Source organism: Nocardia sp. NPDC056541 (genome assembly GCF_042794235.1).
In the GTDB taxonomy this organism is placed as follows: domain Bacteria; phylum Actinomycetota; class Actinomycetes; order Mycobacteriales; family Mycobacteriaceae; genus Nocardia.
Genome location: NZ_JBHTUD010000003.1, coordinates 79,710 through 94,848, shown reverse-complemented (window position 1 = coordinate 94,848; position 15,139 = coordinate 79,710). Strand labels below are relative to the sequence as shown.

The 15,139-nt window shown below is 67.8% G+C and carries 11 protein-coding genes; 6 read left to right on the top strand and 5 right to left on the bottom strand.

Annotation, left to right across the window (positions count from 1 at the left end; all coding sequences use genetic code 11):
* Nucleotides 1–45: 45 nt before the first annotated feature.
* On the top strand, nucleotides 46–402 hold the full coding sequence (locus tag ACFQ9R_RS05925) for a DUF3054 domain-containing protein (protein ID WP_378989213.1): 357 nt from the start codon (nucleotides 46–48) through the stop codon (nucleotides 400–402).
* On the opposite strand, the gene ACFQ9R_RS05920 is transcribed toward ACFQ9R_RS05925, so the two are convergent.
* Nucleotides 403–1,476, bottom strand: coding sequence for a YbhN family protein (locus ACFQ9R_RS05920; protein WP_378989212.1), 1,074 nt, complete (start codon nucleotides 1,474–1,476; stop codon nucleotides 403–405).
* 9 nt (nucleotides 1,477–1,485) lie between these two features.
* On the bottom strand, nucleotides 1,486–3,069 hold the full coding sequence (locus ACFQ9R_RS05915) for an adenylate/guanylate cyclase domain-containing protein (protein ID WP_378989532.1): 1,584 nt from the start codon (nucleotides 3,067–3,069) through the stop codon (nucleotides 1,486–1,488).
* Nucleotides 3,070–3,141: 72 nt separating this feature from the next.
* On the opposite strand from ACFQ9R_RS05915, the gene ACFQ9R_RS05910 reads away from it, so the two are divergent.
* The 5 genes from ACFQ9R_RS05910 (at nucleotide 3,142) to ACFQ9R_RS05890 (ending at nucleotide 9,280) form a co-directional block, all read left to right on the top strand.
* Nucleotides 3,142–4,383, top strand: coding sequence for an AI-2E family transporter (locus ACFQ9R_RS05910; protein WP_378989211.1), 1,242 nt, complete (start codon nucleotides 3,142–3,144; stop codon nucleotides 4,381–4,383).
* Entirely contained in the window at nucleotides 4,364–5,542 is a 1,179-nt protein-coding gene (gene macS / locus ACFQ9R_RS05905) for a MacS family sensor histidine kinase (RefSeq protein WP_378989210.1), read from the top strand. Before ACFQ9R_RS05910 ends, macS begins: the two co-directional genes overlap by 20 nt.
* A 16-nt stretch (nucleotides 5,543–5,558) precedes the next feature.
* The gene (locus tag ACFQ9R_RS05900; RefSeq protein ID WP_378916257.1) at nucleotides 5,559–6,209 is read left to right on the top strand and encodes a response regulator; all 651 of its coding nucleotides are present in this window, start codon (nucleotides 5,559–5,561) and stop codon (nucleotides 6,207–6,209) included.
* A gap of 62 nt (nucleotides 6,210–6,271) precedes the next feature.
* Entirely contained in the window at nucleotides 6,272–6,943 is a 672-nt protein-coding gene (locus ACFQ9R_RS05895; protein ID WP_378653837.1) for a DUF1707 domain-containing protein, read from the top strand.
* Between the two features lie 603 nt (nucleotides 6,944–7,546).
* Nucleotides 7,547–9,280 (top strand): DUF2339 domain-containing protein, encoded by a 1,734-nt coding sequence (locus ACFQ9R_RS05890; RefSeq protein ID WP_378989209.1) that lies wholly within the window; start codon nucleotides 7,547–7,549, stop codon nucleotides 9,278–9,280.
* Nucleotides 9,281–9,338: 58 nt separating this feature from the next.
* Here the strand turns inward: ACFQ9R_RS05890 and ACFQ9R_RS05885 are convergent, their stop codons facing one another.
* From ACFQ9R_RS05885 to trmB, 3 genes are read right to left on the bottom strand one after another with little or no spacing between them, the layout of a single operon-like run.
* Nucleotides 9,339–13,496 (bottom strand): MMPL family transporter, encoded by a 4,158-nt coding sequence (locus tag ACFQ9R_RS05885; protein ID WP_378989208.1) that lies wholly within the window; start codon nucleotides 13,494–13,496, stop codon nucleotides 9,339–9,341.
* Nucleotides 13,497–14,213 carry an NYN domain-containing protein gene (locus tag ACFQ9R_RS05880; protein ID WP_082844190.1) on the bottom strand — a complete coding sequence of 239 codons (717 nt, stop codon included), beginning with the start codon at nucleotides 14,211–14,213 and terminating at the stop codon, nucleotides 13,497–13,499. It abuts the gene before it with no gap.
* Entirely contained in the window at nucleotides 14,210–15,013 is an 804-nt protein-coding gene (gene trmB, locus ACFQ9R_RS05875) for a tRNA (guanosine(46)-N7)-methyltransferase TrmB (RefSeq protein WP_378635039.1), read from the bottom strand. Before trmB ends, ACFQ9R_RS05880 begins: the two co-directional genes overlap by 4 nt.
* Between the last annotated feature and the right edge of the window lie 126 nt (nucleotides 15,014–15,139).

Genomic DNA, 15,139 nt, shown 5'->3' with positions numbered 1-15,139 from the left:
ATGAACCCGGTCTCGAAGTCGATCTTGACCGGTTACGCTACGTCGGTGAAGAGATACGCGCCGTTCGGTATCGATGCTCTATTGGTGATCGTCTTCTGCGCGATCGGGAGGCGCAGTCACGACGAAGCCGTCATCGCCGGTCTGCTGAAAACGGTGTGGCCCTTCGGGTTAGGACTGATCCTCGGCTGGATTTTAGCGGTCTACCTCGCACGGAACACGCGGTTCGACGCAACGGCGTTGTGGCCCACCGGAATTCTGATCTGGGCGAGCACCCTGGTCGGCGGGATGGTGTTGCGCGCCATCAGCGGTCAGGGCGTCGCACTGAGTTTCATGATCGTCGCGGCCTGCGTCCTCGCGCTGTTCCTGCTGGGTTGGCGGGCGGCCATTCGCGCGCTGCGTTGATCAGATTCGTCGCTGCTGCTTGAACTCTTGCTCGTATTCTTCGTCGTCGGCCTGTGGTGTGCGGAACAGGAACGCGAAGACGATCCAGCCGACCACGGCGACCAGGATGAAGCTGACCAGCCGGTATACGAACGCGGCCGCGACGGCCTGCGCGGCGGGCAGGCCCGCGGCCGCGGTGAGACTGTAGATCAGCGTCGCGTCCACGTAGACGATGCCGCCCGGCGCGAACGGAATCGACCCCACCGCCTTGCCCGCCGCGAAGGCGATGAGCAGCCCGGACAACTTGGGATCGGCGCCGATCGCGTAACAGGCGGTGCCGAGACACGCCACGTCGGCGAACCGGTGCACCAGCGCCCACACCCCGACGAGCGCCGCGTCCTTCTTCCCCAGATCGACCGACTCGAGTTGCGCCCGGATCTCGGCCAGCTTGGCGATGCCGTGATCGGCGGGTTTCTTCCGCAGCCGATTCACCAGCGCGAGTACCCGCCGCAGCACGGCCTCGAGCGTGCCGGGATGGCGGGCGAGATAGTTGCCTGCGAACACCACCAGGGCGAGGACCACCAGCGAGACGACGAATTTGAAGCCGATTCCCTGTCCGACCAGCGCGGCGCCGGCGATCCCGAGCAGCGCCAGCCCCGCGGCGGCGACCACGCCGGAGAAGACCAGCTGCCAGGAGGCCACGATCGGGCTCGCGCCCCAGCGCCGGGTCTGGCGGTAGGTGAACGCGGTGGAGAAGACCTGTCCGGCGGGCAGCGTCAGCGACATCGCGGTCGCGCCGTAGACCACCGATACCGATTTCCCCTGACTGACGTCCACCCCACCGGCGTGCAGCAGTTGTTTCTGCACCCGCCCGAAACCGCTCATCGACATCGCCTGCAACACGATGCACAGGAACAGCCAGCCCCAGTGGATCTCGGTGAGTGTGCGCCAGGATTCGTGCAGGCGGGGCCACAGGTACACGCCTTCGCCGACGAGCAGCGCGAGGATCACCGCGCCGAGCACCCACTTGACCCACCGAAAGCGGCGGCGGCGGCGCTCGGCCGGTGCGCCTGCTAGGTCGCCGTCGGCCGTCACGGTCTCAGCCTAGTGAACACAGTCGGCTTCCGGCCGTCCGCAGACTGCGCACGGCCGGAGCGAAGGCGCAGGTACGCCCAACGAACGCATCTGTTCTTCCTCGTCCCCGCGCGGCGCGGCGATCGCCGACTTCGGCCAGGCCAGGCGGGTTTTTCTGCGTCTGCCGCGCAATTGGACCTCGTCTCCGGTTATCCAATGTTCTTGCTCGCTTTCGTCGGCGAAGTAGAGCGCGCTGCCCGAAGCGAGAACGCGGCCGGGATGATCTTTGGCCAATTCGGTGAGCCGCGACGCCTCGTTGACGGGGTCGCCGATCACGGTGTATTCGAAACGATTTGCGGCGCCGATGTTTCCGGCCACCGCCAGGCCCGCCGAGACGCCGATGCCGATGTCGAGGCTGGTCACCTCGCGCAGGGCCTCGCGCAAGTCGCGGGCCGCGGCGAGGGCGGCGCTCGGCGCGTCGGGGCGATCCAGCGGGGCGCCGAAGATGGCGAGCGCCGCGTCGCCGACGAACTTGTTGACGAAACCGTGGTGGCTGTCGATCACGTCGACCACCACCCGGAAGAACTCGTTGAGCAGGCTCACCACCTCGGTCGGCGGGCGTTCGGCCGCGGCGGCGGTGGAACCGACCATGTCCACGAACAGCACCGCGACGAATCGGGTCTCACCACCGAGTTCGGTGCCGTAGTCCAGTGCCCGCTGCGCCACGTCCTCGCCGACGTGCTGGCCGAACAGTTCCTGCAGCTTGCGGCGCTTGGCCGCCTCGTCCATCATCCGGTTGAAGCCGACCTGCAACAGCCCGATCTCGCTCCCGTCGTAGACCTCCACCTGCACGTCACGCGAGCCGGCCTGCACCCTGTTGATGGCCTGGGACAACTGCCGCACCGGGTCGGAGATCGAGGAACCGGTCAGCATCGACAGCGCCAGCGCCTGCAGGATCACCACGCCACACAGCAGCAGGATCGAGATCGCGAGCGACTTCGCCGAGAACTTCACGTCCGAGGAGATCTGGGTGACGCACAGCAGCACGATCGCGATGGTCGGCGCGAAGGTGCCCATGCCCCAGGTCATCGCCATCCGGGTGCCGACGCCGGGGGTGAGCGTGTGGTCGAAGGTGCCCTCGGTCAGCGCCTCCGCGGCGACCGGGCGCAGGATGCGTTCGCCCAGCATGTAGGTGAAGCCGAACACGATGGTGGCGGCCATACATTCGGTGACGATCACCGCACCCGCCAGTTCGGGCGATTCGGTGATGATCAGCGCGGCCAGGATCCCGCCGCCGATGATCCACAGCACCAGGTGCACGATCGACTGCCGCAGCGGCACGTGCAGGGCCGCCATCTGCTCGCGTCTGCTCGGTGGCCCGCCGCGCATCTGCCAGCGCATCACCGGCCGCAGCATGAGGGCCGCGGCGAAGATGCTCAGCACCGCGGCCACCCCGAAAACGAGCAGCGGCGCGAGCAGACCGGTCTGGCGCACCCCACCCGGATCGCCCTCCGGAACCGGCAGGCCGTATTGGATGAAGGCCCACACCAGCACCGCGCCGAAGGCGTTCGCCAGCAGCACAGACGTCAGATACAGCGGCCAGCGCGTTCGCATGGTCTGTTTGACCGCTTCCAGGGGCGCCGACACGACCACCAATCTAGCGTTCGGACCGATAGGCTCTCTCGAGTGACCGACCAGAAGGTAGATTCCGGGACCGCGTCAACGCCGTGGCGCTCGGACGCCGAGGCAGTTCATCCCCTGGTCCGCAAAGCCGCCGCGTGGAGTTGGCGGCTGCTGATCATCTTCGGCGCCCTGCTCGCGGTCGGAATGCTCGTGCAGAAGTTCGCCACGGTGGTGATCCCGCTGGCCATCGCGCTGCTCGCCGCCGCGCTGCTCGCGCCGATGGTCGATTGGATGCAGCGGGTGGGGATTCCGCGTTCGCTGGGCGTGTTCGTCGCGCTGCTGGGGTCGATCGGTCTGCTGGCGGGGGTGCTGACCTTCGTCGTCGAACAGTTCGTCGACGGTGTGCCGGGGCTGTCCAACGAGGTCACCAACAGCGTGCACAAGGTGCAGGACTGGCTGATCAACGGTCCGCCGCATCTGAGCGATCAGCAGATCCGCAGCGCGGGCGACACCATCGTGCGCACCATTCAGGACAACCGCGAGAGCCTGACCAGCGGCGCGCTGACCACCGCCACCGCCATCGGCCACATTCTCACCGGTGCCTTCCTGATCCTGTTCATTCTCATCTTCTTCCTCTACGGCGGAGATCAGATCTGGAACTTCGTCACCCGGATCATCCCCACCGCGCACCGAGAAAAGGTCCGCACCGCCGGTGAACTGGGCTTCGGAACGCTGGTCGGGTTCGTGCGTGCCACCGTCGCGGTGGCCGCCGTCGACGCGATCGGTATAGGAGCAGGGCTGGCGATTCTGCATGTGCCGTTGGCCTTGCCGCTGGCCTCGCTGGTGTTCATCAGCGCGTTCATCCCGATCATCGGCGCGTTCTTCGCCGGGTTCGTCGCCGTGTTCATCGCCTTGGTCACCAAGGGCCTGGTGACCGCGCTGATCGTGCTCGGCATCATCATCGCGGTGATGCAGCTGGAAGGCCATGTGCTGCAACCGCTGCTGCTCGGGCGGGCCGTGAGTATCCATCCGCTGGCCGTGGTGCTGGCCATCACCGCGGGCTTGGTCGTCGGCGGGATCGCGGGGGCACTGCTCGCCGTGCCGTTGATCGCGGTGGGCAACACGGCGATTCGCTATCTGCTCGCCGACAGTCCGGAGGAGGCCTTCGGCGAGCTGGTCGCCACCGAGGAGCGAAAACGGTTCAGCGCCGAACCCGACAAACCGGAGCCGCCGGGCCGCTTCGACGTGGCGAAGCGGCTGCGCATGGAAGAAGCCGAGTCCGGCGATGCGGACTCACACCGCTGAGCTGAGCTCGGCCGACGCCGCGACCGCGCCGCTGTGGCGGGCGGCGCAGGCGTTTCGGCTGGTCACGCTGCTGTACGCGATCGGTCAGCAGATCGCGTCGGTGTCGTATTACGAGCATCCGCGACTGAGCTGGATGCTGATCGCGGTGATGGCGATCTGGTCGGGCAGTTCGGCGCTGCTGCTGTCGCAGTGGTACTTCCCCGAGGCGACCGGGAAGATCCGCGGCTGGGTGGTGTTCGGCGACCAGGTGGTGACGATCGCGCTGATCGCCTCGACTCGGCTTGTCGCGGACTACGATTGGTACCACGGACATCAGACCCTGCCGACGACGTTGTGGATCGCGAACTCGGTGATCTCGATGGCCATTCTGCGCGGACCTGTCGCGGGTGTTGTCGCCGGACTTGCCATGTCGGCCGTTGTGGTGACCGTGCGGGATCAGTGGGGACAGGACGTCTGGGGCGACGCGACCGCACCGGTACTCGTTTCGGTCGGGTTGGCGCTCGGGTTGGCCGCCAATACCGCTCGACGGGCGCAGGGGCAGCTCGAACGGGCGTTGCGGATCACGGCGGCGGCGCAGGAGCGGGAGCGGCTGGCTCGCGAGGTGCACGACGGGGTGTTGCAGGTGCTGGCGTTCATCAAACGCCGTGGAAGCGAGATAGGCGGGCCCGCACAGGAACTCGCGCAGCGAGCCGGAGAACAGGAGGTGGCGTTGCGGGTGCTGCTGTCCGAGCAGGCGGAGCTGCCAGATCCGGGGTCGGGCGACGTGGATCTGCGGCCACTGCTGACCGCGCACGCCACGCCGAAGATCTCGGTCGCCACGCCGGGCGATCCGGTGCTGGTCGGACGGATGGTCGCCCAGGAGATCGCGGCGGCGGTGAACACCGCGCTGTCGAATGTCTCGCTGCACGCCGGCGCCGACGCGAAAGCCTATGTGCTGCTCGAAGACACCGGTGACGGCTTGGTGGTGAGCGTGCGCGACGACGGTGTGGGGATCGCGACGGGACGGCTGGAAGCGGCCGAAGCCGAAGGGCGGATGGGGGTTTCGCGGTCGATCGTCGGCCGGATCGAGGCACTGGGCGGCAGTGCCGAGTTGTTGACCGAGGGCGCGGACCTCGGTACCGAGTGGGAATTCCGGATTCCGCGCCATCCGGCGCGCTGAGAAGAGGAGCTGGGCGATGCCGGTGATCACGGTGATGGTGGTCGACGACCATCCGATGTGGCGTGAGGGTGTTTCGCGCGATCTCGCCGAAGCCGGTTTCGAGGTACTGGCCACCGCCGACGGCGTCGGCACGGCCTCCCGCCGGGCCGCGGCCGTACAGCCGGACGTGGTGTTGATGGATATGCAGCTCACCGACGGGAACGGGGCCGCGGCCACCGCCGAAGTGCTGCGGGTGTCGCCGCACAGCCGGGTGCTGGTGCTGTCGGCCTCGGCCGAGCGCGACGATGTGCTCGACGCGATCAAGGCCGGAGCCAGCGGATATCTGGTGAAGAGCGCGTCCGCCGCCGAGCTGATCGACGCTGTGACGGCCACTGCCGCTGGTCAGCCGGTGTTCACGCCCGGGCTGGCCGGGTTGGTGCTCGGCGAGTATCGGCGGATGGCGACCGCACCGGCGGCCGCCGATCAGCCGCATCGGCCGTCGTTGACCGAGCGGGAGACCGAAGTTCTGCGGATGGTGGCCAAGGGGTTGTCGGCCAAGCAGATCGCTACTCGATTGAATCTCTCGCACCGGACCGTGGAGAACCACGTGCAGGCGACGTTGCGCAAGTTGCAGCTGGCGAATCGGGTCGAGCTCACCCGCTACGCGATCGAGCAGGGGCTCGAGTAGCCACAGTGATTAGGGGTTTGCCCTGATGTGCTCGGTAGGGGTGTCTGGCTACCCTCGATGACATGGGCGGTCCTGAATCCCTCTTCGTACCCGGTGCCGCGACGGCTGGTCCCGTCGGTGACCGTGAGCTGCGTGTTTCCGATGCCGAGCGTGAGCATGTCGGTCAGCTGCTGCAGCGTGCCGTCGGGCTCGGCATGTTGTCGCTCGGGGAGTTCACCGAGCGGATGGACACCGCGCTGGCCGCCAAGACCCGCGGTGAACTCAACGCCGTGCTGGTCGACCTGCCCGGTATGCGGGTGGCGGGCACACCGCAGCCCGCCGCGATGCCGCGCCCACGACACATCCCGGTTCCGGCCGGTGGATCGAATCCGAGCGCGATCCGCAGCCGGTTGTCGGGGGTGCATCGACGCGGGCCGTGGCAGGTGCCGCCGGTGCTGCACCTCAACAACCTGATGTCCGGGGTGACCTTGGACTTCACCGAGGCGGTGATGCAGACGCAGATCGTGGAGATTCAGGTCGACGACTACTGCACGAGCCTCACATTGCTCGTCCCAGCTGCGGCCACCGTCGACCTCAACGGTCTCGATCTGGTGGGGTCCTCGGCCAACAACAAGGTGCGTACGGGGCCGCCGATCGGACCTCTGCACCTTGTCGTACACGGACGTATCCGGTTCGGGTCGGTGACGGCGAAGTATCCGTTGATGGTGCAGTGGCGACGGTTTCTGGGGTCATGACCCCGGGTAGTCGGGGAGACATCGAGGGCTACCCGGGCTGATTCGGGTAGGAACCGGGGGCTGACGGGGGTTTCTACTCATGTTCGGCGGGTGTCGGGCGCCGACGATGGGGATATGAGTACCGCTATTGATCCCGCGCTCGTAGCGCGGCTCTCGGGGGAGTTCACCGCGCTGGGCGCCAGGATGGGTCAGCTGGGGGGCGATCTGGACGTGCTTTCCGCGCAGTTGCGGGCCGAAGAAGCGCTGCGCGAGGGCGAGGTGGTGCCCTCGACGTCGAGTGCGGCTGTTGCGGGGCCTGCGACTGTTGCGGGGTCGCCTGCTGTGGGGCCTGCGGCTGTTGCGGGCCCGCCTGCTGTGGGGCGTGCGCCCGTCGCGGGCCCGCCGACTGTTGTGGGCCCGCCGACTGTTGCGGGCTTCGGGCCTGGTCACGGCGGTCCGCCTCGGGGCGCTGACCTCGGTCAGGCGGGGTGGGCAGGTGTTGGCCACACAGCGACCTACGCGTCGGCGCATGGAGCGGCTGTGCCCGTGGGCGCGGGGCAGGGGCGTCAGGTTGGGTCCGGGTGGGGGCAGGGAACTTATCCGGCTGGTCGACCCTTCGCGCCGATGCCGATGCCGATGCCGATGCAGATGCAGATGCGTGGGCCGGGGCGCGAGGCTCGGGTGCCGTGGTGGCAGCGGGAAGGGGTGATTTCCCGGGTGCTGGCGGTGGCCGGGGTCGGCGTGACCTTGGTCGGCGTGCTGATGCTGTTGGTGTTGGCCGCACAGGCGGGGTTCTTCGGCCCGATAGCGAGAGTCGTTGCTGGGGCAGCTCTTTCGGTGGTGCTCGTCGGACTCGGGTGGCGGGTTTTCGGTCGGCCCGGCGGCCGGGTCGGCGCAATCGCGTTGGTGGCCACCGGTATCGCCGGGATGTATCTGGATGTCGTTGCGGTGACGGGATATTACCGATGGGTCCCTGGCGGGGTGGGGCTCGCGGTGGCGCTGGTGGTGGCGTTGATCGGGGTGGGAATCGCGGTACGGTGGCAGTCACAGCCGCTGGCCGTGGGGGTGGTGGTGGGGGCCGCGGTGCTGTCGCCCGCGTTGACCACCGAGTTGATGTTGCTCGGGTTCCTGGTGGTGTTGCAGGCGGCCGGGGTGCCGGTGCAGATGCGCAGGGATTGGCCGGTGCTCCACGTGGCGCGCACTGTGCCGGTGGTGCTCGCCGTGCTGGGGATGGTGGCGTTCAGCGGGATCGAAGGGGTGATCTCGGGCTCGGAGGCGCAGCAGCGGCAGGGTCTGCTGGTTGCCGCGATCGCCTGTGCGGTGGTCGGTCTGGTCGGCGCGCTGCTCGCGGTGCGGCGCAGGCACGATGACATCACCGCGAGCATCACGATCGCGCTGACCGCACTTCCGGTGCTCGCCGTCGCCGTACTGTTCGACCGAATGGTGAGCGCCTCGATCACCGCGGCTCTGGCCGCTGTCCTGCTCGGCCTCGCGGCCACCGCGGTGATTCCGCGCCTGACGGGAGTAGGCCCCGCCGCGACGCCTTCCCGCCCCGCGAATGTTCCTGATGCCGAGGATGTTCGGCCTGTCGCAGTGTTGCCGATCGCGCGGCACACGGCACTGGTGGCGGGTCTGACCGGTGCCGTAGCTCTGTCGCAGACCTGCGTGGCGGCGACGAGCGGTCACCCTCGACTGCTACCGACCACGCTGTTCGCGGCCGGTCTGGGGTTTCTCGCGGTGGCCGCCGTCAGTCGCACCCGGGTGGGCGCCGGGCTCGGTATCGCGTTCGCGTTGCTCGGTGGGCTGGTGATGCTGGCGACAGCTACGCCGGAAACACTTGCGCTGCAGGGGCTCGCGGAGCGGGAACTCGATGTCGCGACTGCCGTGGCGGCCGTGGTCGGGTTGGGTGTGGCGGCGATGGTGGCGTGGACCGTGCCACGGTTGCCGCGGTGCGACGATCCGGCGCTCGTCACCGGGGTGTGGATAGCAGTGAGTATCGCGGGGCTGTACTACGTGCTGGTCGCCGCGGTGTCCCTCGGCGTATCTCTCGGCGGTGCCGATGGTTTCATCGTCGGGCACAGCCTCGCGACCATCGTGTGGATGGCGGTGGCCACCGGCTCGCTGTTCTACGGTTTGCGTCGTCTCGCCAGTTCGCCCGCCGTGGCGAAAGTCTGCCTGGTGTCCGGCCTGCTGGTCGCCGCGGCCGCACTGGCGAAACTGTTCCTGTTCGATCTGGCGACACTGTCCGGCCTGGTCCGCGTCACCGCGTTCCTGGCCGTCGGAATCCTGTTGCTACTCACCGGAACCCGCTACGCACGTGCCTTCGCCGAGGCCGCACCGCCGCGCCAGGTCTCCTAGAAACAACGAACCGGCGGAGCTCGAAAGCCCCGCCGGTCGCGTGTCCGCACTGCGATCGTCAGTCGTCCTCGCGTCGGCGCAGCAGTTCGTTCACGCTCACCGTCCGGCCCTCGTTGCCATGGTGGCGGCCCTCGTCCGCGGCCGTACCGCGGCGCGACGAGCGCAGCTGAGCCATCCAGTTCTCGATCTCGTTGCGCGTATCGGCGGGGGATTCCGCTGCGGTGGCATCGGTTTCGGCGGCAGGAGTATCCAGGGACGCATCGTCGGAAGGCTCCGCAGGCGATGCGGGCGGCGTCGGAACAGCGGTGAAACCGGAAGGCGCCTGCCACTGACCGGGGGTGCCGATCTGGTCGGTCGCCGGTGCCTCGCCGACCGGTTCCCCACTGGCGGCCGATGTTTCGCCGGTTGCCGAATCCGGCTGCCGGGGTGAAGGCGCGGTCTCGGGTCGGACCTCGGTGAATCCGGGCGGCGCGATCTGCGGACGCACCACGTTTGCCGGTCGAGCCGAAGTCGGCCGGTCGCCGGAGGAATCGACGACGGGACGATCACCGTTCGCCTCGTCGGCCGAGGATGGGGTGACCGGCGAGAAGCGAGGTCCGCTGTCCTGGTCGGACGAGGTGAAACCGCGTGGTGTGCCGGGGCCGGTCATGCCGTTGTTCCACGGGGAGCTCGGCTGCGGTTCCACGGGTACCGCGGTGCCGAAGATGCCCTGCGGCGGGATCGGCGACTCGGGTTCCGTTTCCGCGCGAGCCGGACTGCCCTGGTGAGACTCGGCGCGATGCACGCCGGGCGCCGCTGTGAAGTCAGGGCTCGCTGTATCGACCTCATACGGGCGCGAATCCGTCTCGCGCACAGGGGGATCGGCCTGCTCCGTCGGACGGCTCTGTTCGGTCGGACGGCTCGGCTCGGTCGGACGGCTCGGCGCGAATGGACGGCTCTGTTCGAACGGACGACTCTGCTCTGACGGACGGCTCGGCTCCGCCGGAGGGGCCGCATCGACCGGATCGGGCGCGGGGGAGTCGGGCGTGACCGGCCTGAGGTTCGACGCGGTCACCGGGCTGAACCCGTTGAAAGTTCCGCTCGACGGAGTCTCGCTCGCAGGCGCGGGGGGTGTCGCGTTCGGGGGCGTGTTCACGATCCTCGGCGCCTGCGGCGGGACGATCCCACGCGGCGGCGGTGTCGCCGTGTTCGGCCTGGCCGGGGGCACAATGCTGGGTCGCGGCGGCGAATCGGCAGGGGGGGTGCCGAATCCGGCGCTGTCGCCGGTCTCGTCGGGGGTCGACACCCGGGGCACCGGCGGAGTCTCACCGATCACGCCGGAGGTGTTGTAGCCCGAAGGCGGCTGTACGCGTTCGGAGCCACGCGGCGGAACCCCGGTGACGATGCCGGGCAGATCGAGGCCGGACCCGGTGTCGACCGGTCCGGGTCGCGAGATCGACGGGCCGGTGGGGGTTTCGGCGGTGCCGTTCGTGCGTCCGCGCCCGTTGGTCGAGCGAGCGGCACCACCGGGGCCGGTTCGGGGATCGCCGAGATCGGCGAGGGGAATGGGGGGTGTGCCGAAGCTCGGCCCCGAATAGCCACGGTCTTCGTCCTCGGCGGTATCCGTGGTCGAATCATCAGGTCCCTGAACGGGATTCGGAGCATCCGGCTTCACGATCGGCAGCACCTGGGTCGGCTCGCCGGAAACGTACTTCGGCAGGTCGGGACCGGAGTCCTCCTGCTTCGCCGTGTCCTCCGGAGCGACTGTCGCCGGCGTACCCGGCTTGACCACGGGCAACTCCCGGGTCGGCTCGCCCGAGGACAACACCGAGGCGCGAGGACGCGTCGGATCGGGCGACATCGGCTGGCGCGAACGGGCAGGTTCGGCGGTGTCGGTGTCGGTGATCTTGTCGATGCGCTGGGTCGGGGCCTCGGCCTCGATCTCGGCGACCGTGCGCGGCCTGCGCGGGGTGCGGGCCAGCTTGGAATCGGGGACCACCGTCATCTGCATGGTCGGCGGGTCGGTGATCGGGGTGGTCTTCACCAGGTCGACCACGCCACCGTGTTCCGGGCGCTCGTCGTCGAGGATGGGTTCGCCGAGGCCGATCTTCTCCTGGATGCGCTTCATCCACTTGGGCGCCCACCAGCAATCGTCGCCGAGCAGCTTCATGATCGCCGGGACGAGCAGCATGCGCAGAATGGTGGCGTCGATGAACAGCGCCGCGATCATGCCGTAGGCGATGTACTGCATCATCACCATGTCGGAGAACGCGAACGCGCCGGTCACCACCAGCAGAATCAGTGCGGCAGCGGTGATGATCCTGCCGGTTTGGGCGGTGCCGATCCGCACGGCTTCGGTGGTCGACGCGCCTTGGGCGCGTGCCTCCACCATGCGGGAGAGCAGGAAGACCTCATAGTCGGTCGACAAGCCGTAGATGATCGCGATGATCAGCATCAAGACCGGTGCGCTGATCGGCTGTGGCGTGAAGTTCAGCACCCCGGCGCCGTGGCCGTCGACGAAGATCCACGTGAGGATGCCGAGGGTCGCGCCGAGACCGAGCGCGCTCATCAACGCGGCCTTGATCGGCAGCACCAGCGAACCGAACGTCAGGAACATCAGCACGGTGGTGGTGACCAGCACGAGCAAGATCATCCACGGCATCAGTTCCAGGAGCGTGTCGATGCTGTCGGCCATGAGCGCGGGCTGACCGGTGACGTACATCGTGACGCCGTCGGGTATTTCGATCGAGCGGAGATAGTCGATCGTCGGTTCGGCGCCGCCGGTGGGATCGACCAGGGTCGCCGAGGTGCGGAACACCTCGGGGTTGGTCGGCGACTTGACCGGCACCTCGAACGGACCGACCAGCCCGGGAGCCTGGTTGGCTTCCTTCCAGACCTTGCCGATCGCGTTGGTGTTGTCCGAGACGAAGACCAGCTGGATCGGGTCGGTCTTCTTCTGCGGGAAGACTTCGTAGAAGTGCTCGAGTGCGGACCGGGTCGTATTGTCCGGCGGGAGGTACTTCTCGTTGATGCCGCCGAACGCCAGGTCCTTGACCGGGATGATCAGCAACAACAGACCGACGGTGATCGGAATAGCGATCTTGAGCGGGTGCTTCATGACCCAGCGGGTCGTGTTGCCCCAGAAGCCGTTCTCGATCTGCTCGGCGGTCTTGGTCTTGCGGAACCGCTTGAGACCGAGCGCGTCGACGCGGGGGCCGAGGATGCCCAGCATCGCGGGCAGGATCGTGATCGCGGTCAGTGCCGCCAGCGAGACGGCAGCGATGGTGCCGTACGCGACCGACCGCAGGAAGCCCTGCGGGAAGATCAGGATGCCGCCGAGGCTGGCGATGATCATCGTCGCGGAGAAGACAACTGTTCGTCCGGCGGTCATCACCGAGCGCCGCACAGCGGCGGGTGTGCTGTACCCCTCGGCCAGTTCCTCGCGGAAACGGCTGACTATGAACAGGCCGTAGTCGATCGCGAGACCGAGCCCGATCATCGAGACGACGCCGGTGACGAAGATGTTGACCTCGGTGAAATTGGTCAGCACCGTCACGATGCCGGTGGCACCGATGATCGTCAGACCACCGATGATCAGCGGCAGCGCGGCGGCGACGATGCCACCGAAGATGAAGAACAGCAGGATCGCCACCGCGGGGAAGGCCAGCACTTCCATCCGCTTGGAGTCGTGGTCGAGGGTGTCGGTCAGCGTGACCGCGATGGGCTGCAAGCCCGAGACCTCGACGTCGACGCCCGGGATGTAGAAGACGTCTTGCACGGCACGGTAATTGGCCATCATGACCGTGTCGTTGTCACCGGCGATGGCGATCGAGGCGAACGCGTGTTTCTTGTCCTTCGACCCGAACGCCGACGGCACAGCGGGCGCGTCGCCCACCTTCCAATAGGTGCCGTTGATCTTGCCGATCTGATCGGGATGTTCGGCGACAACCCCGGTCAGGCTGGCGACGATCTTCTGCTGGAACTCCGGGTCATCGATCGTTTTGCCCTCGGGGGCGTTGTACATGACGATCACGTCGGCGTTGTGGTCGCGCCCGTATGACCCGTCGGCGATCTCCGCGCCCTTCACCGACTCCGAGCCCGGATCGAACCAGCCGCTCTGAGTCAGGCGGGGGCCGAGCCCCATGCCGTAGGCGCCCAACGCCAACATCGCCGCACCGACGACAACGATGACGACGAAGCGGAACCGGTAGACCAGATCGCCCCAGCGGGTGAACACTTAAGCGACTCCTTGACCAGGGCGAGAAGTGAGTAGCGCAGACAGCGGCCGGAACGGCTGCAGCCAAGCGCCCTCGTCGGGCAGCGACTCGAGACTCACCCGCGGTAGCGGTTCGCGGAACACGCCGGGGATGTCCTCGAGGTCGACGAACCCGAGGGTATCCGAAGTGACCGCCCAACTCGCGTGCTCACGGAATCCGAGCACCTGAGCTGGGATTCCCTTGGCCGCGATGGCTTCCAAGGGTTCACGGAAGGCTTGGCCGTCGGCCGAGGCGACCATGATGCCGGCTAAACCACCGTCGCGTTGCCGGGTCGCGATGTGCGCGAGCATGTCGGCGTCGACATCGGAGTCCTCGTCGATCTTGGGCTTGGCGAACACCGCGAAACCGACATTGCGCAGCGCTTCCACCCACGGGCGGACCACGTCGGCGGTGCCGGGCGCGATATTGGTGAAGACGGTGGCCTCGGCCTCGATGCGTCCCTTGGAGGCGACCGAGATCTCGGCGGTGCGGGCCAGCAGCCAGCGGCCGAGGGCGTCGAAGCGGGGGCGGTAAGCGGCGGTGGGACGCCCACCGAGGATGGCGCCGAGCCCCATGTCGAGGTTCGGCGCGTCCCAGACCAGCAGGACACGTCGAACATCGGAACCGCTCAACGCCTCGGAACCGGAGCCTGCCTGGGCGGGCACCGGCATCTCGGGGGCGATCTCACTCACGCTCATCTGTCGATCTTCCCCCATATGAACTCGTTGATGGCGCTACCGGCACGCAGGCCTTTGCCTTCGAACTTGGTGACGGGCCGTTCGAAACCGATCGGCGCGGTAGTGCGGTTGGCGGCGCTGTCGCCGCCGGTGGTGTCGTTCAAGCCGGTGAACAGCGGTTCCTTGGAGCCTACTTCGAGAATATGTTCGGCGTAATCCGCGTGGTCGGTGGCCACGTGCAGCACGCCGCCGGGCTTGAGTCTGCTGGCGATCAAGGCGAAGGTCGGCGCCTGGAGCAGCCTGCGCTTGTGGTGGCGGGCCTTCGGCCACGGGTCGGGAAAGAACACCCGAACACCGATCAGCGACTCCGGGGCAACCATGTTCTCCAGGACGTCCACGGCGTCGCCGCGCAGCAACCGGATGTTCTCGATCTCCTCGCGCTCGATCTGCTGGACCAGCTGGGCCAGTCCGGGCTGATACACCTCGATGCCGATGAGATTCAGGTGCGGTTCGGCCTTCGCCATGGCGGCCGTCGCCGTACCGGTGCCGGTACCGATCTCGATCACCAGCGGCGCCTCGCGCCCGAACCAGGCGTCGGCTTCGACCGGATCGTTGGACACATCGCGCCCGATCACCGGCCAGGTGCGGTCCCATGAGGTCTGCTGATTCGGCGTCAGCGCGCCTCGCCGCGAGCGGAAGCTCGTGACGCGCGGGTACAGCCGGGAGCCGGTGAGCGAGCGCCTGCCCGCGTCGTTCGGCATCTCCGACAGCTTGTGGCTGGTCGGCTCGGCGTGGTTGGCGGCGTCGTTCACGTCGTCCATTGTCCAGCATGCGCGGAGCTACGTCGCAGGCGAGTTCGGGGGACCGCTGATCCGCCCAGGTCGGCAGAAGGTTCGCCCCGCCCCGGCTCGGCGCGGATCTGACACAATGCCCTCCGAAAAGGGGGT